Origin of the sequence: Streptomyces sp. S4.7, from assembly GCF_010384365.1 — a bacterium.
Taxonomy (GTDB): domain Bacteria; phylum Actinomycetota; class Actinomycetes; order Streptomycetales; family Streptomycetaceae; genus Streptomyces.
In genome coordinates, this window is the sequence record NZ_CP048397.1 from 7080125 (window position 1) to 7099461 (window position 19337).

Below are 19337 nucleotides of genomic sequence, written 5' to 3' on the forward strand. Positions count from 1 at the left end.
CCCGGCGGCCCGGGAACGCCGAGGACGCCCGTCGTTTCAGAACAGATGGATCGCCAGATGCCCCAGCGGCAGCCCCAGTTGCCACGCCGGGGTCCACACCTGTGGCCCTTCCTCCTCGTACCGCTCCGCGTTCCTGCGGCCGGCCGCGAGCGGATCGCCGGGCGCGCCCATCGCGTCGAGGTCCGGCGCCAGCAGCTCGGTCTCCTCCAGCCACCGCCAGGCGGCCAGGGCCAGTTCGAGATCCGGGTCGTGGACGGCGGTGCCGGTCCGCTCCGCCTGGAACACCCGGGTCTCCAGCAGGTCGAGCTGGTGACAGACCCATTCACGCCAACCGGTGCCGTACTCGGTCAGCGTCCGCCACTCGTCCATCCGTGCCACGCCGCCGGGCCCGCCGACCGCTCCGTCGGACAGGAAGATGGTCAGGGCGAGGGCGTCGCGACCCGCCCGGTACTCAAGTGTGGTGGGCGGCATCAGATCGCCGGTGCGCAGTAGTTCGTCGGCGATGTACTCCGCGTACATCCATGCCATGGGGACGAGCAGGCCGCCTCCACCGCCTTCGTCATGACGTTCCGGACGCATTGTTTTGCGCCTTCCTTCCCCTCCGTGGACGCTGCTTCACGGAGCATTGAACCGGCGGCCGGTGCCCAGCGTGGCCAGAAGAGCAGGATCCGACAGAGGACCGGAGGCGATTGTGACGGGTGAGGCCGGCGGTGACCCGCATGTGCGGTCGCAGCTCGGTGCCTACGCGCTGGGAGCTCTCACGCCCGAGGAGGACCGGCTCGTCGCCGGACACCTGGACGGCTGTGCGAAATGCGCCGCCGCCTATGCGGAGGTGGCCGATGGCGCGGCGCTCCTCGCACTCTTCGACGAGGAGGACCTGTGGTAGCCCGGCAGGGAGCGGCCGAGGGCGCGGAGCGCGTAGTAGGAGCGGGACTTGACGGTGCCGGCCGGGATGCCGAGCACCTGCGCGGCCTCGACCACGCTCAGACCCCTGAAGTAGATCTGCGCGAGTACGGCGCGGTGCTCCGGGCTCAGCGACTTCACCGCCTGGCGGACGTCGAGCGCGGCGACGGAGCGCTCCGTGGGGTCGCCGGGCTCCGGGGTGGCTTCGAGGACGCCGTCGCTGACCTCGGTGGGGCGGGCGAGACGTGAGCGGCGGGCGTCTATCGCCAGTCGGCGGCCGACGGTGAAGAGCCAGGGCCGCATGGACTCGTAGGGGCCCTCGAAAGCCTCGGGATGCTGCCAGGCGCGGACCAGAGTCTCCTGGAGCAGGTCTTCGGCGCGCTGCCGGTCGCCGTAGGTCAGACCGAGCAGGAAGTGGAGCAGTGCGGGGCCGTGGTCGCGCTGCAACTCCGCCAGCGCCCGCTCGTCGGTCGTCGCCGTGGCCGTGGCGGTGGTCATCGTGAACGTCCCTTCTCGCGGGGGTCGCTGCCGTCGGCGTCGTTGCCGTTGGCGTATCGGAACGCATGGGGTGCGTCCGGGGACAGACGGCTCACAAGGGTCTGCGACGAGCGGTCGCTCCGCGCGGCGAGTGGTGCGGTGAACGGTTCGGCCGATCCGTTTCGTCCATTTCGAGTGATTAGCCACGTCTGGTGTATTAATCAAATTAATATGAAGATATTCATGCGTTGACCGTTTGGTCGCCTTCCTCGTCAATGAAGGGGCCTGACCGATGACGACGCGCATGCGACACGGAGCGGTGGCCGCCGCCGCCCTCATGCTCGGTACGACCGCCGGATGCGCCGGGCCCGGCGCCGGGAGAGCCGCCGGCGACCTGCCCGTCACGAGCGCCGCCGGGTCCGGCACTTCGGCGGCGGGCGGCGCCACACCGCGGCGCGGGTTCACGCTCGTCGCCTCCGGAGACGTCCTGCCGCACGCCTCCGTCATCCGCCAGGCCAACGCGGACGCGGGCGGCGCGGGCCACGACTTCGTACCGATGCTCGCCGGGGTGAAGCCCGTCGTCTCGGCCGCCGATGTGGCGATCTGTCACATGGAGACGGTGTACGGCCCCGACGGCGGACCCTTCACCGGCTACCCGTCGTTCAAGTCACCGCCCGAGATCGCCGCCGCGCTCAGGGCGACCGGCTACGACTCCTGCTCCACCGCGTCCAACCACTCCCTGGACGACGGTGCCGAGGGCATCAGCCGCACCCTCGGGGCCCTCGACAAGGCCGGGGTCAGGCACGTCGGCTCGGCACGCTCGGCGGACGAGGACACCCGGCCCGTACTGCTCGACGCGGGCGGCGCGAAAGTCGCCCAACTGGCGTACACCTACGACACCAACGGCAGGCCGCTGCCCGACGGACAGCCCTGGGCGGTCGACCTCATCGACGAGGAGAAGATCGTCGCCGACTCACGGGCCGCCCGCGCGGCGGGCGCCGACGTCGTCGTCGTGAGCCTCCACTGGGGTACGGAGTGGCAGACGGCGCCCGACGAGAAGCAGCTGACCCTCGGCGGGCGCCTCACCGCGTCCAGGACCGGGAGCCGTCCCGACATCGACCTGATCATCGGCACGCACGCCCATGTCCCGCAGGCCTACGAGAAGGTCAACGGCACCTGGATCGTCTACGGCATGGGCGACCAGATCGCCGGCGAGATGATCAACCACGCCGGACAGTTCGACCCGCGCGGCACCCAGGGCTCGATCGGCCGGTTCACCTTCGCACCGCCCGCCGCCGAGGGGGAGCGCTGGTCGGTGACGAAGGCGGAGTTCGTCCCGCAGACCATGGACAACACCGTCGGGCGGGTCGTCAATCTGTCCCGGGCCCTGGACGACGACCCGGCCAGGGACGACTACCGGACCACACGGTCGGCGATCGAGGCCGCGGTCCTCGGGCGCGGCGCCGCCAAGGACGGGCTCACGATGGGCCGTTGACGCCGGACCTCGGCAAAGAGGCCCGTACGCCGCCCTACGGGACGACCGTCACCGGCCAGCGGCCCGCCTTGACCAGCCGTACCGCCACCGAGCCGATGAAGCGGTGCCCCGCCGACTCGGACGCGCCGACCACCACGGCGTCCGCCTTCAGGTCGTCGGCCGCGGAGACCAGTCCGTTGTAGGGGTCACCGCGCAGGGTGTGGAACTCCCAGCGGACGTCCCAGATGCCCCTGACCCGCTCGGCGCTGGTGCGGATCTCCTCCGCGAGACCTTCGGCGATCTCCTCGGTCGTATCGGCGACCGGGGCGCCGAGCGCGGCGCCCGTCGACATCAGCGGCTGCACGTACACGACCGCGAGCAGGGCGTTCTGCCGCCGGGCGAGACCACCGGCGTAGGCCGCCGCGCGCAGGGACGACTCGGAGCCGTCCACACCGGCGACGATCACCTTGGGGCCGTCCGTGCCGCGTTCGAAGGGGGAGGGCTGCTGATCCGTCACGCCAGGAGGCTACCGGCTCCCGGAATCCGGGCCACCGGGGGTGCGCCCGGAGGCCGGTCCGTCCCCGGTCGCCGGAGGCCGGCGACCGGGCAGCGGCCGGGGCGGGATCCGTTCCACGGGCGAGGCGCGACTGACGCTCATAAGATCATCCCATCGGGTGCTTTCCCCGCGCTCGCCGGTGTCGATGAGGTGCGGGAGCCGTCGGCCGTGCGAGCCATTGGCCATGGAACCCACCAAGATGAACCAGATGGTCCCGGGGCGACGGGCCGTGCTGCGCCTCGCCGCCGTCCTCGGGGCCGTCGGCCTGGCCCGGCTGATGACCACGGGTGAGACCCACACGCCGGTCCGTCCGGCGACCGGTAGCCCCCCGGCGGGTGGCGCTGCGGCCGGACCGCCCCCGGCGCTCCCCGGCGGGTCGTCCGCCTACAGGCTGAGCCCCATGACGGACTTCCAGCCGCCCGGATACCGCCCGACCCGTCTGCCCGTGCGCGCCGAGCCCTTCATGGAGATGCCCGGCCTGGGCCGCTCGATGGTGCTCACCTTCGACGACGGGCCCGACCCCAAGTACACCCCCGGCATCCTCAGGGCGCTGCGCGCGCACGACGTACGGGCGATGTTCTTCGTCTGCGGCGGTATGGCCGAGGGGCAGGGGGACCTGCTGCGGGAGATGGCCGACGACGGGCACATCGTGGCCAACCACAGCTGGTCGCACCCGGAGCTGCCCACGCTGAAGCCGGCCAGGATCCGTGAGGAGATGGAGCGCACCAGCGAGGTGATCGAGCGGGCGCTCGGCCTTCCGCCGGTCTGGTTCCGCGCCCCGTACGGCTCCTGGAACCGGCACACCTTCAGGATCGGCGCCGATCTCGGTATGGAGCCGCTCGCCTGGACCCTGGACACCCTCGACTGGAAGTCACCGGGCACCGGGAAGATCGTCCGCAGGGTGCTCGACCGGGCCGCGCCCGGAGTCGTGGTGCTGTCGCACGACGCGGGCGGCGACCGCTCGCAGAGCGTGGCCGCGCTGCGCGACTACCTGCCCGGGCTGCTGAAGAAGGGATACACCATCACGGTGCCCAGGCGCGGATACGGCATCACCGCGCCGAAGCCCTGACACCCGCGAGCGGGTGGGGCGGCGCACGCCGCCCCACCCGCTCCGTGCTGATCCGGCGCGGTCCCCTCAGCGGGTCTCCACCAGCCGGGCGAAGACCACGACGTTGCCGTCGTAGCCGCCCGCCTTCGAGTAGCCGCCGCCACAGGTGATCACGCGCAGCTCGGAGTGGCCGGTGTCGCCGTACACCCGCGCGCCCGGGAAGTCGTTCTTGGAGAAGACCTCGACGCCGTAGATCTCGAACACGGCCACCCGCTCGTCGAATCGGGTGACTTCGATGTGCTCGCCCTTGCCCAGCGAGCCGAGACCGTAGAAGACCGCGGGGCCCGCCTGGTTGTCGACGTGGCCCACGACGACGGCGGTGCCGCGCTGGCCCGGGGCGACGCCGTTCTGGTACCAGCCCGCCATGTTCGCGTCCTGCGGCGGCGGGGCGGCGATCCAGCCCTCCGGGTCGAGCCCCACGTCCATCACGGGCGCGTCGACCTTGATCGCGGGAATCGTGACACGGGACATGGGTGCGTACGGCAGGGGCTTCACGATGGGGACGGTCCCGGGCTCGGCGACCTGCTCCTGCCGGGTGTCCAGCGCCGCCGCCGAGGCGGGCTGGGGCGGTCCGAGGGACACGTCGGCCCCGTTCCGCATCAGTGCGAGACCAGAGAGCATGACGAGAGCCAGGACGCCCCAGGGCGAGCGTTTCCTCGACTCCGAGCCGCTGTGGGCCAGGCCCATGGTTCTCCCTTCGTGGGCGCCTGGTACGCACGCTAGGTGCGGTCGTCCGTGCCCGCGAGAGCTGGAGGGCGAATGGGTGGCGCGGCCGTCCGTGCCCGTGCCGCTGCCCCATTCGAGTAGTCGTCATATAAAAACTTCTGACGGTCTGTGACCTGCGGGTCCGTCAGGCCCGGTCAGGTTCTGTCGGCGTGTCGCCTCACCATGGTGGAGCAGTGCCGAAATGCGTCGAACGCGCCAGTTGGTGATGGTTCGTCATGGAGGGCGTACTCGTCGAATTTCCCGGAGCACCGCTTTGGGGCGTCTTCCACTGGAGGCTCAACGATGCGTGCTTCACGCGCTCTCATGGTGACTGCCGCGGCCTGCGCCGCCGTGGCGCTCTCCGCCCCACTGGCCGGGGCAACCAGCGGCCCGACCAACGTCCGCGTCAACCCGTTCGCCGTCCACCAGGGCGGGACGCTGCACATCACCGTCGACGGCTGCGGCCACGGCGGCACTGTCACGTCCAACGCCTTCCCCACGGCGCAGCTCTCGGTGAACTCCTCGGGCCACTCGGAGGCCAGGGCCCGTATCCACAACAACGCCACGCCCGGTGACTACAACCTCTCCGTCAAGTGCAGCGACAACAGCCGCATCGCGACCCACCGCTTCCGGGTGCTCTCCGGCCAGGGCGCGGAGGGCGGCATCGGCGGCTCCATCGGCCCCAGCTCGACCGAGATGGCAATCGGGGCCGGTCTCGTCGGCACCGCGGCGGTCGGCGGCACGTACTTCATCGCACGTCGCCGTCGTGCGGGCAACGCGCTCGTCTGACCGGCCGGACCTCCGTACGCCGAACGTCCGTCGCCCCAAGCCTCCTCAGGGACTTGGGGCGACGGACGTTCGGTCCGCTCCCCGGACCGGCGGGGGCGGGGAGGGCGGGGGACGGTGGAGGGGTCAGTGCAGACGGTTCGCCGAGCGACGGCGCACGACCAGAACGGTGCCGACGGTCGCCGCGGCGACCAGACCGGTCCCGATCGCGAGTTCCGTGCCGTTCATGCCCATGAAGCTGCCGCCGAGACCGCCCTTGACGCCGCCGGGAGGCGCGATCGCCGTGGAGCTGGTGGTGCCCGTCCTGGTCGGGGTGGCGGTCGTCGTCCCGGTCGGCGACACGGTCGGGGTGGGAGTCACGGTCCCGGTCGGCGTCACGGTCGGGGACGGCGTCGGGGACGGGGTGCCGCCCGCGATGGTCAGGTCGGTGGTGCCCTCCTCGCCGTTGCAGATGAAGGTCACCTCGTACATCGCGCCGGGCTTGGCGTCCCAGAAGACGGAGGCGCGCGCCGATCCGCCTGAGGGGATGGGGGTGTCGTCGAACACCCCGGACTCGGCGGTGGCGGTGCTGCTGCAACCGGTGACCGTGAGGGTCACCTCCCCGCCTGCGGCGACGACCGAGGGGGTGACGGCGAAATCGAACGGTGGGTCGGGGGCCGCCGCCGTGGCCGTGGCCATGGCCACGGCAGGCGTAGTCAGTGCGAGTGCGGCCGCTCCCAGCAGAGCGGCGGACGCGGCACGTATCGCGCGCATGGTCGATCCTCCGGGTCTTCGAGGGGGAGTGCGGAACTGATTTCCGCGGATGGCGGGAAATGCACCTCGATACCCGGCACGCTAGGAGCCCGCCGCCACCGCCGCGATCGCAGTCCGGCGAACGGGTTGTCCTGTCACCCGACCGGCCGCGCGCCCTCCCGGCCGCCGCCGGGGCCCTCGTCGACCGCCGGACGGGCCTGTTGAGCCCGTCCGGCGGTCCCGGGTCCGTCCTAGGTACGGATGTGCGGGAAGAGATCGACGAACGGGGCCGCCGTCGCGGAGATACCCCGACCGTACGGAGCGTCGAAGTCCCAGATCAGGAAGAGCAGAAACGCGATCAACGCGCTGAAGAGACCCGCCAGCAGCAACTCCCGCCAGGTGCGGCGGATCTGGAGCGTGAAGATCAGCCCGACCGTCACGACGGCCCCGATGATCAGGCCGAACCAGACGACCCCCGGCATCGTCGCCCCCGCGTTCTCGCCCCTGGCACCTCGCGCGTCGTCGGCCGCCGCCACCTGGTCGACCAGAGGCTGATACGCCTGCGCCTCGTGGTCGTCGGCCGGTACGTAGTCGGTGACGCTCCGCCGCACCTGTTCCAGCAGCGCCGTGCCCTTCTCACTGAGGCTGTTGTGCTCCGACATGTGCGGCCACTCGGTGTGGACCACGTAGGAGACGTACGCGTCGACGTCGCCCCGGATCCGGTCGCGCACCTCGGCCGGGTAGACCTCCGACCGTGCCTGCACCTCGTGCAGGGCCTGCGCCTCCTGGCGTACGGACTCCTGAGCGCCGCCACGCGCCTCCCAGACCCCGGCGATCGCCAGGCCCAGCACGATCGCGTAGACCACGCCGATCATCATCGTCATGTATTCCAGGACGTCAGGGCTCTCCGAGGGGTCGTCGTCGGCCGGTACCCGGCGGTTGTTGATGAGGACGATGGTCACGACGACCGCGCAGGCGGCGGCCATCGCGATGGTCAGGACAAGCCATTCCGACATGGGTCTCCGTCAGCTAGTGGGAACGGGGGCGAAGGATGGCGGCGGCCAGGACCGCGGGTGCCGTGAGCAGCAGCATGAGCATCACGACCGACGTGCTGTTCGTCGGCTGCCTGCGGGCCGGCGCCTTGTACGCGGGCAGTACCCGTACCTCCGGCGGATCGGCCTTCGGCGGCGGCGAAGGCTCCGGTGCCGGCGAGGGAGTGGCCGGTGACGGCGGAGGGGGCGGGTCCGCGGCGGGCCGGACCGGTGGCGGCGCGAGCCGTGGCGGTACGGGCACGGGCTCGGCGACCGCGGGCGGCTCGGGCTCCGGTTCGGGCCGGGGTGGCGGCGGTGAGGGTTCGGGCGGGGGCTCGGGAGACGGCGGCGGGGGCGGTGGCGGAGGCTCCGGCGGGGGCTCGGGAGACGGCGGGGGCGAGGGCGGCGGTGTAGGCGGCGGTGAGGGCCAACAGGGCCCGTCTCCGATGACGACGACCGCGCCCGCACCGCCCGGCCCGGTCCAGGCCGAGACGCAGACATCCGCGGCGGCCGGCACGGGCGTGCTGACTATCCACAGGAGCCCCGTGACCACCAGGGTCCGCACGACAAGTGATCGGTTCACGGCCGCAGCATGAAACAACGCCGCCCGCGGCATGCCGAAATACCGCTGGATTCGCCTGATCGTGGGGAATCGGGGCTTTCCGCGTTTCTTTCTGAAGATTCTTTGAAGCCCGTTGAACGCTCCTCACCCTCCCGTGCGTACTTAAGACCATGAACGGCGCGGCCTGGCGCCTCAACTGGCTTACAAAATACGGGAGTTGACATGAACACCTGGCGGAACGCCTCGCTCGCGGTGACCGCGGTGGCCGTACTGGCCCTGACGACGGCGTGCGGTCAGGAGAAGGGTGAGAGCCCCAACGGCCAGGCGGTGGGCGCCGCCGCACCCGCCGACGGCGGCTACGGATCGGACGCCGGCTACGGCGACGAATCGGCGACCGAGCCCAAGACCGCCGGTCAACTCGCCGTGTGGGACAGCAAGAAGCTCGGCGAGGTCGTCACGGACAGCGAGGGCATGACGCTCTACCGGTTCGACAACGACACCGCCGAGCCGCCCAAGTCGAACTGTGCCGGTGAGTGCGAGAAGGCATGGCCGGTCGTCGCCGCGGGCGACGTCAAGGCGGCGGCGGGTACCGACGCGTCGAAGATCGGAGAGGTCACCCGCGCCGATGGCACCAAGCAACTGACCCTCGGCGGCTGGCCGATGTACCGCTACGCCAAGGACGTCAACCCCGGTGACGCCAACGGGCAGGGTGTGGGCGGCACTTGGTTCGCCTCCGCCCCCGACGGGAAGAAGGCGGCCCTCGGTGCCTCCGGGGGCGAGGAGGCCGGTGCCTCCGAGGCCGATCTCGCCGGGCTGTCCGTCCGGAAGGACCCCAAGCTCGGTGAAATCGTCGTGGACTCCAAGGGTATGACGGTATATCGGTTCAAGAAGGACAGCGCGTGGCCGATGAAGACCGCGTGCACCGGCGCCTGCCTCGAAAAGTGGCCGGTCGTCGCACCGGTCGACAAGAACGACACAGAAGGCATCATCAAGAAGGGCTTCGTGACGTTCGACCGGCCGGACGGAATCAAGCAGCAGACCATCGACTGCTGGCCGATCTACACCTTCGCCGGCGATGCCAAGCCCGGTGACACCAATGGTCAGGGCGTCGGCGGCACCTGGTACGCCGTCGCTCCCGACTCCAAGCTGGTCGGAGCGCCCAAGTAGTCCCCACGTCGCGCCCTCCGACCGAGCGGTCCGCCGTCACGCCCCCGTGCGTGACGGCGGGATGTTTGCATGTCAGGGTTCGGGTGTGACCGAGAACGGACCGCTAATTTCCGTTTCAGCTCGCTCTCTTGGCGGGCGATCAGTAGCCTCGGCTCGAACACCGGCCATGTACAAGGCCGTTCACCCGTGGCGACTTGTTGGAGATCTCGATGGAGCGTCCCGCCTGGGCACCGCAAGGCATCGACATATCGGTGCCGAGCGTTTCCCGCATTTATGACTACTATTTGGGCGGTTCGCACAATTTCGAAGTGGACAGGGAAGCGGCCCGCAAGGCAATGGAGTTCATGCCGGGACTTCCCAAGATCATGCAGGCGAATCGGGCGTTCATGCGCCGCGCCGTCCGTTTCGCCGTCGGCGAGGGCGTGACCCAGTTCCTCGACATCGGCTCCGGCATCCCGACGTTCGGCAATGTCCACGAGGTCGCCCAGGCCGCAGACCCGGCCGCCAGGGTCGTCTACGTCGACCACGACCCGGTCGCCGTGGCACACAGCAAGGCGGTGCTCGAAGGCAACGACAAGGCGGGCGTCGTGGCCGCCGATCTCCGCAGACCCCGGCAGATCCTCGACAGCCCCGAGGTCCGGGAACTCCTCGACCTGAGCCGGCCGGTCGGCCTGCTGCTGGTCTCCGTCCTGCACTTCCTGGAGGACGAGGACAAACCTCTCCAGGCCGTCACCGAGCTGACCGAAGCCCTCGCCCCCGGCAGTGTCGTCGTCGTGTGCCACGCCTCGTACGCGGGCATCCCGCTGCCCCAGGACCGGGTCGCCGGCACGGTCGGTGTCTACAAGGACATCCGCAACCCGCTGGTCATGCGGACGCGAGAGGAGATCGCCCGGTTCTTCGACGGCTGCGACCTCGTCGAGCCCGGTCTGGTGCCCATGGGGAACTGGCGGCCCGAGAGCCCCGAGGGCCCGGAGGACCCGTACGCGTCGTCCGGGTTCGCCGGCGTGGGACGCAAGGCGTGATGATACCGGCGGAGGTCCCCGACGAAGCGGCGGAACCGGACGGACTGGAGGACCGGCTCAGGCGGTTCGCGACGATCTGGAGCCGGGCGATCTTCCCGGCGACGGCCACGTCGCTGACCCGGCCCGAGTTCGAACAGCATCTGCTGCCCCTGGCACGCCGGTTGAGGGACGCTCTGCACGACAAGATCTTCGACGCCGCGCCCGCGCACGGCGTCGGTGCCGCGCTGGTGGCCGTGCACTGCACGGACCCCGAGACGCTCGCCGGCTCCCTGGGCGTCGTCGACGCCTATCTGGTGCTCTACTGCGGAGCGTCGGCCGACCCGGCCGACGAACTGGCCGCAGAGGAGTTGCGGGCACGCTGCGCCCGGCTCCAGCACGCGCTCGCCGCCGGGTTCGCCCTGGCGCTGCGCGAACGCACCCTCACCGAGCAGGAGGCCATCGCACGCTCCGCGCTCACGGCGCGCGGCGTCGCCGAGGACGCGCTGCACGCCACGGAGGCCCGGTTCCGCGCGGTGTTCGAGGGCGCGGCGATCGGCATCGGCATCGCCGACCTCGACGGCCATGTGCTGGAGGTCAACAACACCCTCACGCAGATGCTCGGCGGCCTCGAACACCATGTCCGCAGCAGGAACGTCAGCGAGTGGGTGCACCCCGACGACGGACCGCAGGTCTGGCGGATGCACGGCGAGCTGGTTCGCGGTGAACGCGAGAGCTTCCGGACGGAGAAACCGTTCTTCCGTAACGACGGCACCGTCCTGTGGACCAACCTGACGGTCTCGCTGCTCCGGGACGTCGACGGGGAACCGCAGTACCAGCTGGCGCTCCTGGAGGACACCACCGAGCGGCGGCTGCTCAATCTGCGGCTGCGCTACGAGGCGACCCACGACGCCCTCACCGGACTGCCCAACAGGACGCTGTTCTTCGAGCGTCTGGAGAAGGCGCTGACCCCCGCCAGGGAGACGCCGAAGGAGCCGGTGGGAGAGACGGTGAAGGCCACCCCGACGCCGACCCGCTTCGGCCTCTGCTACCTCGATCTCGACGGCTTCAAGGCGATCAACGACAGCCTCGGCCACTCCGCCGGGGACCGTATGCTCGTCGAGGTCGCCGACCGGCTCCAGAGCTGCGCCACGGCGCCCGGCGAGATGGTCGCCAGGCTCGGCGGCGACGAGTTCGTGGCCCTGACCACGGGACCCGACTCCGTACGCGAGGTGAACGACCTCGCGTCACGCATCCTCGGCGCGCTCGCCACCCCGATCAGCCTGGACGGCCGGGAGTTCACCGTCCGGGGCAGCATCGGCATCGTCGAGGGCGAGTCGGGGGAGTTCACCGCGGCCGAGGTGCTGCGCAGCGCCGACATCACGATGTACCGGGCCAAGTCGGCGGGCGGCAACCGGTTCGAGCACGCCGACGCCGAGGCCGACGCCCGCGCCATCACCCGGCACGGCCTCACCACGGCGCTGCCGACCGCGCTGGAGCGCGGCGAGTTCTTCATCGAGTACCAGCCACTGGTGCATCTCGCCGACGGCAAGGTGCACGGCGCCGAGGCGCTGGTGCGCTGGAGGCACCCGACCCACGGGGTGCTCAGCCCCGACCGGTTCATCCCGCTCGCCGAGCACACCGGGCTGATCGTGCCGCTCGGGCGCTGGGTGCTGGAACAGTCCGTACGACAGGCCAGGGCGTGGCAGGAGGAGCTGGCGGCCGGCGCGTTCGCGGGTCCGGTGCGGATCAACGTCAACCTCTCACCGGCCCAGCTGCACCACCCCGGCCTCGTCGCCGACACGGTGGAGGTGCTGGAGCGGGTCGGGCTCGCGCCGGGCTCGCTCTGCCTGGAGGTCACCGAGTCCGCGCTGATCGGCGCGGACGAGGATCTGCTCAAACCGCTGCGGCAGCTCGCCGAGATGGGCGTCGACATCGCGCTCGACGACTTCGGCACCGGCTACTCCAACCTCGCCAATCTGCGCAGGCTGCCGGTGAGCGTGCTCAAGCTGGACCGCTCCTTCACCCAGGGAATGCAGCAGCACCCGGCCGACGCGGTCGACATCAAGATCGTCGAGGGGATCGTCTCGCTCGCGCACAGTCTGGAACTGACCGTGACGGTGGAGGGCGTGGAGACCGGGACGCAGGCCGACCACCTGCGAAGGCTGGGCTGCGACACGGCCCAGGGCTGGTACTACGCGCGTCCGGGCCCGCCCGAGATGCTGCACACCCTGTCGCTGGCCGACGCGGTCTGACACCGTTCGGAGCAGGTGGCCGACCGGCTGCCCGCTCCGCTACGCGCGTCGCGTACCCGGCTACGCGGCAGGGCCGCCGCCGCTCGTATCGCTCCGCTCCCGCGTGCTGAACAGCACTTTCTGGAGTTCGCGGGCCGCGCGCGGGGGCGCGACATCGCTGCGGTGCGCGAGCGCGATCGTACGGCGCAGCCCCGGCGGCGCCAGCGGTGTCACCCGCAGATCGCGTCCCGCCTGCCGCGCCACCATGCTCGGCACCACCGCCACCCCGAGACCGGCGCGCACGAAGCCGAGTACGGCGTCCATCTCACCGCCCTCGACGGTGAACGTCGGCTCGAACCCCTCGGCCCGGCAGGCGGCCACGGTCAGTTCCCGCAGGTCGTAACCGTGCCGGAACATCACCAGCTGCTCACTGCGCAGATCGGAGATCCGCACGGGCCGGCGCGGGCCGGGCGCCGCCGCCGACGAGACCACGACCAGGTCCTCGTGCAGCAGCTCGACCGTCGTCAGAGCCGGTGACGGGGTCGGCAGCGGGAGCACCACCAGGGCGAAGTCCAGGGCGCCGCGCGCCAGTTCGCGTACGAGGTCGTGCGAACCGCTCTCCTCGATGAGCAGCTCGATGCCGGGGTGCCGGTCGTGGAACTCGCGCAGCACCCCGGGCAGCAGCCCCGTACAGAGGCTCGGCGGTGCCCCGAGCCGTACCCGGCCGCGCCGCAGCTGGACCAGCTCCTGGACCTCGTGGCGCGCGGTCTCCGCGTCGGCGAGGATCCGCCGGGCCGTCGGCAGCAGGGCCTCGCCCGCGTCGGTGAGCGCGACATTGCCCCGCGCCCGGCCGAACAGCTCGGCACCCAGCTCCTTCTCCAGGGCCCTGATCTGCTGGGAGAGCGAGGGCTGGGAGACATGCACCCGCTCGGCGGCCCTGGTGAAGTGCAGGGTCTCCGCGACGGCGACGAAGTAGACGAGCTGCTGGAACTGCATCCGGCCATCATAGGCACCACGATAGGCACAGCCTATGGATATGAGCCGAACCATGTCTTGGACCTCTCGGTGCCCCCGCCCCTACCGTGCGTGTCATGGCACTGGCAACGCGTACGGACAAACGGGCGGACCGGAAGGCGGGCGGCGGACCGGCCGGCGGGCCCCCCGGCAAGCGGCCCTCGGTGCTCGGCACCCTCTGGGGCTCCACGGTCGGCAAGAAGGCCGTCATGGCCGTCAGCGGCCTGATCCTGCTCGGCTACCTCGTCGCGCATCTGCTGGGCAACCTGAAGATCTTCTTCGGCCCCGGTGAGTTCAACGCGTACGGACACTGGCTGCGGACCATGGGCGCGCCCGTCCTGCACCACGAATGGGCCCTGTGGATCGTGCGCGTCGTGCTGCTCGCCGCCGTCGTCCTGCACGGCGTCTGCGCGTACCAGCTCAGCCGCCGCGACATCGCCGCCCGCCCCACCGCCTACGTGCACAAGCGCCGCCGCGCCAGCTACGCCACGCGCACCATGCGCTGGGGCGGGATCATCCTGGCGCTGTTCATCGTCTGGCACCTGCTGGACCTCACGACGCTCACCGTCAACGAGAACGCCCAGCCGGGCCACCCGTACGAGAACGTCGTCGCCACCTTCTCCACCTGGTACGGCAACGTCATCTACATCACCGCGATGCTCGCCGTCGGCATGCACGTCCGGCACGGCTTCTGGAGCGCCGCACAGACCCTCGGCATGGGCAGCGCCACCCGTGACCGCGTACTGAAGATCATGGCCAACGGCCTCGCGCTGGTGCTGACCGTCGGCTTCATCTCCCTGCCCGTAGGCGTCATGACCGGAGTGGTGAGCTGACATGGACGACCTCCTCCCGTCCACGTACACCGACTACACGACCGGCGAACCCCTCGCCGACACCAAGGCCCCGGACGGGCCCGTCGCCGAACGCTGGGACACCCGGCGCTTCGAGGCCAAACTGGTCAACCCGGCCAACCGCCGCAAGCACACCGTCATCGTCGTCGGTACGGGACTCGCAGGCGGCGCCGCCGGCGCGACGCTCGCCGAACAGGGCTACCACGTCGTCCAGTTCTGCTACCAGGACTCCCCGCGCCGCGCCCACTCCATCGCCGCCCAGGGCGGCATCAACGCCGCCAAGAACTACCGCAACGACGGCGACTCCATCCACCGCCTCTTCTACGACACCGTCAAGGGCGGCGACTTCAGGGCCCGCGAGTCCAACGTCCACCGGCTCGCCCAGATCTCCGTCGAGATCATCGACCAGTGCGTCGCCCAGGGCGTGCCCTTCGCCCGCGAGTACGGCGGCCTCCTCGACACCCGTTCCTTCGGCGGCGTCCAGGTCTCCCGCACCTTCTACGCCCGCGGCCAGACCGGTCAGCAACTGCTGCTCGGCGCCTACCAGGCACTGTCCCGGCAGATCGCCGCGGGCACCGTCGAGATGCACCCGCGGACCGAGATGCTCGACCTGATCGTCGTCGACGGCCGGGCCCGCGGCATCGTCGCCCGCGACCTGATCTCCGGCAAGGTCTCGACCTACTTCGCCGACGCCGTCGTCCTCGCGTCCGGCGGCTACGGCAACGTCTTCTACCTGTCGACCAACGCCAAGAACAGCAACGCCACCGCCGTCTGGCGCGCCCACCGGCGCGGCGCGCACTTCGCCAACCCCTGCTTCACCCAGATCCACCCCACCTGCATCCCGCGCTCCGGCGACCACCAGTCCAAGCTCACCCTCATGAGCGAGTCGCTGCGCAACGACGGCCGCATCTGGGTACCGAAGGCACACGGCGACACCCGCCCGCCCGCCGAGATCCCCGAGGACGAGCGCGACTACTACCTGGAGCGGATCTACCCCTCCTTCGGCAACCTCGTCCCGCGCGACATCGCCTCCCGCGCCGCGAAGAACGTGTGCGACGAGGGCCGTGGCGTCGGCCCCGGCGGCCAGGGCGTCTACCTCGACTTCGCCGACGCGATCCGCCGGCTCGGCCGCAAGGCGGTCGAGGAGAAGTACGGCAACCTCTTCGAGATGTACGAGCGCATCACCGCCGAGGACCCGTACCAGGTGCCGATGCGCATCTACCCCGCGATCCACTACACGATGGGCGGACTCTGGGTCGACTACGACCTCCAGACCACCGTGCCCGGACTGTTCGCGATCGGCGAGGCCAACTTCTCCGACCACGGCGCCAACCGGCTCGGCGCGTCCGCCCTGATGCAGGGCCTCGCCGACGGTTACTTCGTGCTGCCCTCGACCATCAACGACTACCTGGCCCGCAACCCGCACCAGGACGAGATCGGCGACGCACACCCGGTGGTCGCCGAGGCCGTCGCCGAGACCGAGGACCGGCTGCGGCTGCTGCTCGCCGTCGACGGCGACCGCACCCCCGACTCATTCCACCGCGAGATCGGCGAACTGCTCTGGGAACACTGCGGAATGGCCCGCAGCGAGATCGGACTGCGCAAGGCGCTCGACCGCATCCCGCAGATCCGCGAGGAGTTCTGGCGCCGCATCAAGGTGCCGGGCACCGGCGAGGAGCTCAACCAGTCGCTGGAGAAGGCCAACCGCATCGTCGACTACCTGGAACTCGCCGAGCTGATGTGCCTCGACGCGCTGCACCGCGCCGAGTCCTGCGGCGGCCACTTCCGCGAGGAGTCCCAGACCGACGGCGGCGAGGCCGAACGGCACGACGACGCCTTCTCGTACGCGGCGGCCTGGGAGTTCACCGCCACCGGCGCCGCGCCCGTTTTGCACAAGGAAGACCTCGTCTTCGAGTACGTCCACCCCACCCAGCGGAGCTACGCATGAGGCTCACCCTGCGCGTCTGGCGGCAGAGCGCCGCCGACGCCACCGGCGCCATGGTCACGTACGACATCGACGGCATCTCCGAGGACATGTCGTTCCTGGAGATGCTCGACACGCTCAACGAGCGGCTGATCCTCGAAGGCGACGACCCCGTCGCCTTCGACCACGACTGCCGCGAAGGCATCTGCGGCGCCTGCGGCGTCGTCATCAACGGCGACGCCCACGGCCCGGAACGCACCACCACCTGCCAGCTCCACATGCGCCACTTCACCGACGGCGACACGATCGACGTCGAGCCGTGGCGGGCCGGGGCGTTCCCCGTCGTCAAGGACCTGGTCGTGGACCGGTCGGCCTTCGACCGGATCATCGGCGCCGGTGGCTACATCAGCGCCCCCACCGGCTCGGCCCCCGAGGCCCACGCCACCCCCGTGCCCAAGGCGGACGCCGACTTCGCGTTCGAGCACGCCGAGTGCATCGGCTGCGGCGCGTGCGTGGCCGCGTGCCCCAACGGCTCGGCGATGCTCTTCACCTCGGCCAAGGTGAATCACCTCAACGTGCTGCCCCAGGGCGCGCCGGAGCGCGAGAGCCGCGTCCTGGACATGGTCGCGACCATGGACGAGGAGGGCTTCGGCGGCTGCACCCTGGCCGGCGAGTGTGCGACGGCCTGCCCCAAGGGCATCCCGCTCCCGTCGATCACGGCGATGAACAAGGAGTGGCTGCGGGCGACCCGCAAGGTCGCGCGGTAGGCCGAGCCCTTCGGGGCGTACGCACTGCGCCGGGCACGCCTCAACTCCCGGTGCCCGCACCGAGACCCGCGATCCGTGCCAGGCGGGTGAACGAGTTCAGGAGGGCGTCGCGGTCGTACGTACTGGTCGTCACCAGTACCTCGTCGGCGGCGCTCTCCCTGATCACCGACTCCAGGGCCTCGGCGACCTGTTCCTCGGTGCCCTGGACATGGCCGCGCAGCCCCGACTCGTAGAACTCCCGCTCCTTCGCGGTCATCGTCAGCGACTCGATCCGCTCGGCCGGCGCGAGGGGCGGGAAGACACCACCGGCGCGGGAGTGGGCCATCGACCACGCTTCGGGTATCAGCAGCCGCCGCGCCTCGTCCTCGCTCGCGGCGACCGCCACCGTTCCCGCGACGACCACGTGCGGCCGGTCCGACCAGACGGACGGGCGGAAGCCGTCCCGGTAGCGCTCCACGGCCCGCAGCATGCGCTCGCGGCCGCGCAGGTCGCCCACGACCATGGGCAGGCCGGCCGCCGCCGCGACGTCCGCGCCCTCGCCCACGGCCAGGACGAACGGCTCGGGCCGCAGGCCCTCGGCGGGCAGGGCGTGGACCTGCGGGTAGAGCCCCTGGTCGCCGGTGAACCAGCCGAGCAGTTCCTCGATCTGTCCGGCGAAGTCCTCGGGGTTCCGGACGGCTCGCTTGTCCTTGCCGAGCGCCCGGCGGATGCCGTCCGTGAAGCCGACCGAGCGGCCGATGCCCATGTCGATCCGGCCGGGGAACAGCGACTCCAGCACCCCGAACTGCTCGGCCACGACGAACGGCCGGTGGTTGGGCAGCATCACCCCGCCCGTACCGACGCGGATCGTGGAGGTCGCGGCGGCGACGGCCGCCGCGAGGACCGTGGGCGCCGAGCCCGCGACACCGGGCACGCTGTGGTGCTCGGAGACCCAGAACCGGTGGTAGCCGAGCGCTTCCAGCCGCCGCGCGAGACGCACGGTGTCACGCAGTGCCTCAGGGGCGTCCCGGCCCTCACGGGTGCGGGAGCGGTCGAGTACGGAGAACGGGGTGTTCGCGATCACTGAGCTCACGTCTGGTTCAACAGCGGCGCGGCGCCAGGATTCCCAGGCCCTTCTCTAGGCTGGGCGTGTGACGGAGAACAGGCGTGTGACGGGCGACAGGCGTACGGCGGACAACAGGCGTGTGACGGGCGACAGCAGGCCACTGGCCGTATTCGATCTGGACGGGACGCTCGCCGAGACCGCGCACCGCCAGCACTTCCTGGAGCGCAGGCCGAAGGACTGGAACGGCTTCTTCGACGCGGCGGGTCAGGACACGCCGCTGTCCGAGGGGGTGGCACTGGCCCTCAGGAGCGCAGAGGAGTGCGAGGTGGTGTATCTGACCGGCCGCCCCGAGCGCTGCCGCGCCGACACGCTGACCTGGCTGCGGGCGAACGGACTGCCGGACGGCCGGGTGTTCATGCGCCGCAACGACGACCGGAGGCCCGCCCGCACCACCAAGGTGCAACGGTTGCGCGCGCTGGCCGCGAAGCGCGAGATCCGGGTCCTCGTGGACGACGACGAACTGGTGTGCGACGCCGTGGAGCGTGCCGGGTTCCGGGTCGTACGTGCCCGCTGGGCGAGCACGTCACAGGCCATGAAGGACGGGCAGGAGCGCGAGGGGCGCACCTGAGACGCCCCCGTCGCCGGGAAGCGCGGACGACTCACTGTCGGGGCGGTACGGCGCCCGGCTCAGCCCGCCGTGTCGCCGTCCTCCAGGCGGAAGCCGACCTTGAGCCCGACCTGGTAGTGCTCGATCCGACCGTCGACGATATGGCCGCGGACCTGCGTCACCTCGAACCAGTCCAGCCCGCGGAGGGTCTGGGACGCCCGGCCGATTCCGTTGCGGATCGCCTCGTCGACGCCCGCCTCGGAGGTGCCGTAGATCTCGGTGACCCGGTAGGTGTGGTTGGTCATGGGGTCGATCTCCTCTCCGCGCCGGTCGCGGTGTCACTCCACCGTGCCCCACCACGCGGCGGCGCGCGCGGCAGGAGAGGGCGCCGCGGAG

Annotated in this window: 21 protein-coding genes; 12 read left to right on the top strand and 9 right to left on the bottom strand. The window is 70.9% G+C overall.

Features of this window, described 5'->3' with window-relative positions; all coding sequences use genetic code 11:
* Window positions 1-36: 36 nt before the first annotated feature.
* Window positions 37-579: a hypothetical protein gene (locus SSPS47_RS31055; RefSeq protein ID WP_164253807.1), complete on the bottom strand. Its 543-nt coding sequence runs from the start codon at window positions 577-579 to the stop codon at window positions 37-39.
* A 142-nt stretch (window positions 580-721) separates the two neighbouring features.
* Here SSPS47_RS31055 and SSPS47_RS31060 point away from each other — a divergent pair, with 142 nt between their 5' ends.
* Window positions 722-886: a zf-HC2 domain-containing protein gene (locus tag SSPS47_RS31060; RefSeq protein ID WP_329039780.1), complete on the top strand. Its 165-nt coding sequence runs from the start codon at window positions 722-724 to the stop codon at window positions 884-886.
* Here the strand turns inward: SSPS47_RS31060 and SSPS47_RS31065 are convergent.
* Window positions 823-1401 (bottom strand): sigma-70 family RNA polymerase sigma factor, encoded by a 579-nt coding sequence (locus SSPS47_RS31065; RefSeq protein ID WP_147877852.1) that lies wholly within the window; start codon window positions 1399-1401, stop codon window positions 823-825. The two genes, SSPS47_RS31060 and SSPS47_RS31065, sit on opposite strands and share 64 nt — an antisense overlap.
* 271 nt (window positions 1402-1672) lie before the next feature.
* On the opposite strand from SSPS47_RS31065, the gene SSPS47_RS31070 reads away from it, so the two are divergent.
* Window positions 1673-2875, top strand: a complete 1203-nt coding sequence (locus SSPS47_RS31070) for a CapA family protein (RefSeq protein WP_164253809.1) — start codon at window positions 1673-1675, stop codon at window positions 2873-2875.
* Window positions 2876-2909: 34 nt separating this feature from the next.
* On the opposite strand, the gene SSPS47_RS31075 is transcribed toward SSPS47_RS31070, so the two are convergent.
* Complete coding sequence (locus tag SSPS47_RS31075) at window positions 2910-3371, bottom strand: universal stress protein (RefSeq protein WP_164253810.1); 462 nt, start codon at window positions 3369-3371, stop codon at window positions 2910-2912.
* A gap of 223 nt (window positions 3372-3594) precedes the next feature.
* Here SSPS47_RS31075 and SSPS47_RS31080 point away from each other — a divergent pair, with 223 nt between their 5' ends.
* Entirely contained in the window at window positions 3595-4479 is an 885-nt protein-coding gene (locus SSPS47_RS31080; RefSeq protein ID WP_164253811.1) for a polysaccharide deacetylase family protein, read from the top strand.
* 66 nt (window positions 4480-4545) lie between these two features.
* Here SSPS47_RS31080 and SSPS47_RS31085 read toward each other — a convergent pair whose 3' ends face one another.
* Entirely contained in the window at window positions 4546-5205 is a 660-nt protein-coding gene (locus SSPS47_RS31085; RefSeq protein WP_147877848.1) for a class F sortase, read from the bottom strand.
* 321 nt (window positions 5206-5526) lie between these two features.
* Between SSPS47_RS31085 and SSPS47_RS31090 the strand changes: the two genes are divergently transcribed.
* Window positions 5527-6012: a hypothetical protein gene (locus SSPS47_RS31090; protein WP_164253812.1), complete on the top strand. Its 486-nt coding sequence runs from the start codon at window positions 5527-5529 to the stop codon at window positions 6010-6012.
* Between the two features lie 123 nt (window positions 6013-6135).
* Here SSPS47_RS31090 and SSPS47_RS31095 read toward each other — a convergent pair whose 3' ends face one another.
* Both SSPS47_RS31095 and SSPS47_RS31100 read right to left on the bottom strand, forming a co-directional pair.
* The gene (locus SSPS47_RS31095; RefSeq protein WP_164253813.1) at window positions 6136-6762 is read right to left on the bottom strand and encodes a hypothetical protein; all 627 of its coding nucleotides are present in this window, start codon (window positions 6760-6762) and stop codon (window positions 6136-6138) included.
* A gap of 230 nt (window positions 6763-6992) precedes the next feature.
* Complete coding sequence (locus SSPS47_RS31100; protein WP_147877845.1) at window positions 6993-7757, bottom strand: DUF4239 domain-containing protein; 765 nt, start codon at window positions 7755-7757, stop codon at window positions 6993-6995.
* Between the two features lie 62 nt (window positions 7758-7819).
* Here SSPS47_RS31100 and SSPS47_RS31105 point away from each other — a divergent pair, with 62 nt between their 5' ends.
* The 4 genes from SSPS47_RS31105 to SSPS47_RS31120 all read left to right on the top strand — a co-directional run bounded on the left by SSPS47_RS31105 (window position 7820) and on the right by SSPS47_RS31120 (window position 12754).
* Window positions 7820-8368 carry a hypothetical protein gene (locus SSPS47_RS31105; RefSeq protein ID WP_164253814.1) on the top strand — a complete coding sequence of 183 codons (549 nt, stop codon included), beginning with the start codon at window positions 7820-7822 and terminating at the stop codon, window positions 8366-8368.
* A gap of 188 nt (window positions 8369-8556) precedes the next feature.
* The gene (locus SSPS47_RS31110; protein WP_147877843.1) at window positions 8557-9501 is read left to right on the top strand and encodes an SCO0930 family lipoprotein; all 945 of its coding nucleotides are present in this window, start codon (window positions 8557-8559) and stop codon (window positions 9499-9501) included.
* 209 nt (window positions 9502-9710) lie between these two features.
* On the top strand, window positions 9711-10523 hold the full coding sequence (locus SSPS47_RS31115; RefSeq protein WP_164253815.1) for an SAM-dependent methyltransferase: 813 nt from the start codon (window positions 9711-9713) through the stop codon (window positions 10521-10523).
* Window positions 10523-12754 (top strand): GGDEF domain-containing phosphodiesterase, encoded by a 2232-nt coding sequence (locus SSPS47_RS31120; RefSeq protein WP_164253816.1) that lies wholly within the window; start codon window positions 10523-10525, stop codon window positions 12752-12754. Before SSPS47_RS31115 ends, SSPS47_RS31120 begins: the two co-directional genes overlap by 1 nt.
* 60 nt (window positions 12755-12814) lie before the next feature.
* Here the strand turns inward: SSPS47_RS31120 and SSPS47_RS31125 are convergent, their stop codons facing one another.
* The gene (locus SSPS47_RS31125) at window positions 12815-13729 is read right to left on the bottom strand and encodes a LysR family transcriptional regulator (protein ID WP_203557975.1); all 915 of its coding nucleotides are present in this window, start codon (window positions 13727-13729) and stop codon (window positions 12815-12817) included.
* Between the two features lie 182 nt (window positions 13730-13911).
* Between SSPS47_RS31125 and SSPS47_RS31130 the strand changes: the two genes are divergently transcribed.
* Genes SSPS47_RS31130 through SSPS47_RS31140 form a run of 3 tightly spaced genes read left to right on the top strand, consistent with a single transcriptional unit; the run spans window position 13912 to window position 17289 of the window.
* Window positions 13912-14580 carry a succinate dehydrogenase cytochrome b subunit gene (locus SSPS47_RS31130; RefSeq protein ID WP_239065360.1) on the top strand — a complete coding sequence of 223 codons (669 nt, stop codon included), beginning with the start codon at window positions 13912-13914 and terminating at the stop codon, window positions 14578-14580.
* A gap of 1 nt (window position 14581) precedes the next feature.
* On the top strand, window positions 14582-16546 hold the full coding sequence (locus SSPS47_RS31135) for a fumarate reductase/succinate dehydrogenase flavoprotein subunit (protein WP_164253818.1): 1965 nt from the start codon (window positions 14582-14584) through the stop codon (window positions 16544-16546).
* Window positions 16543-17289, top strand: coding sequence for a succinate dehydrogenase/fumarate reductase iron-sulfur subunit (locus SSPS47_RS31140; RefSeq protein ID WP_164253819.1), 747 nt, complete (start codon window positions 16543-16545; stop codon window positions 17287-17289). Before SSPS47_RS31135 ends, SSPS47_RS31140 begins: the two co-directional genes overlap by 4 nt.
* A gap of 40 nt (window positions 17290-17329) precedes the next feature.
* On the opposite strand, the gene SSPS47_RS31145 is transcribed toward SSPS47_RS31140, so the two are convergent.
* On the bottom strand, window positions 17330-18361 hold the full coding sequence (locus SSPS47_RS31145; protein WP_164253820.1) for an MsnO8 family LLM class oxidoreductase: 1032 nt from the start codon (window positions 18359-18361) through the stop codon (window positions 17330-17332).
* 76 nt (window positions 18362-18437) lie between these two features.
* On the opposite strand from SSPS47_RS31145, the gene SSPS47_RS31150 reads away from it, so the two are divergent.
* Complete coding sequence (locus tag SSPS47_RS31150) at window positions 18438-18962, top strand: hypothetical protein (RefSeq protein ID WP_343234930.1); 525 nt, start codon at window positions 18438-18440, stop codon at window positions 18960-18962.
* A 59-nt stretch (window positions 18963-19021) separates the two neighbouring features.
* Here the strand turns inward: SSPS47_RS31150 and SSPS47_RS31155 are convergent, their stop codons facing one another.
* The gene (locus tag SSPS47_RS31155; protein WP_147877835.1) at window positions 19022-19246 is read right to left on the bottom strand and encodes a dodecin; all 225 of its coding nucleotides are present in this window, start codon (window positions 19244-19246) and stop codon (window positions 19022-19024) included.
* Between the last annotated feature and the right edge of the window lie 91 nt (window positions 19247-19337).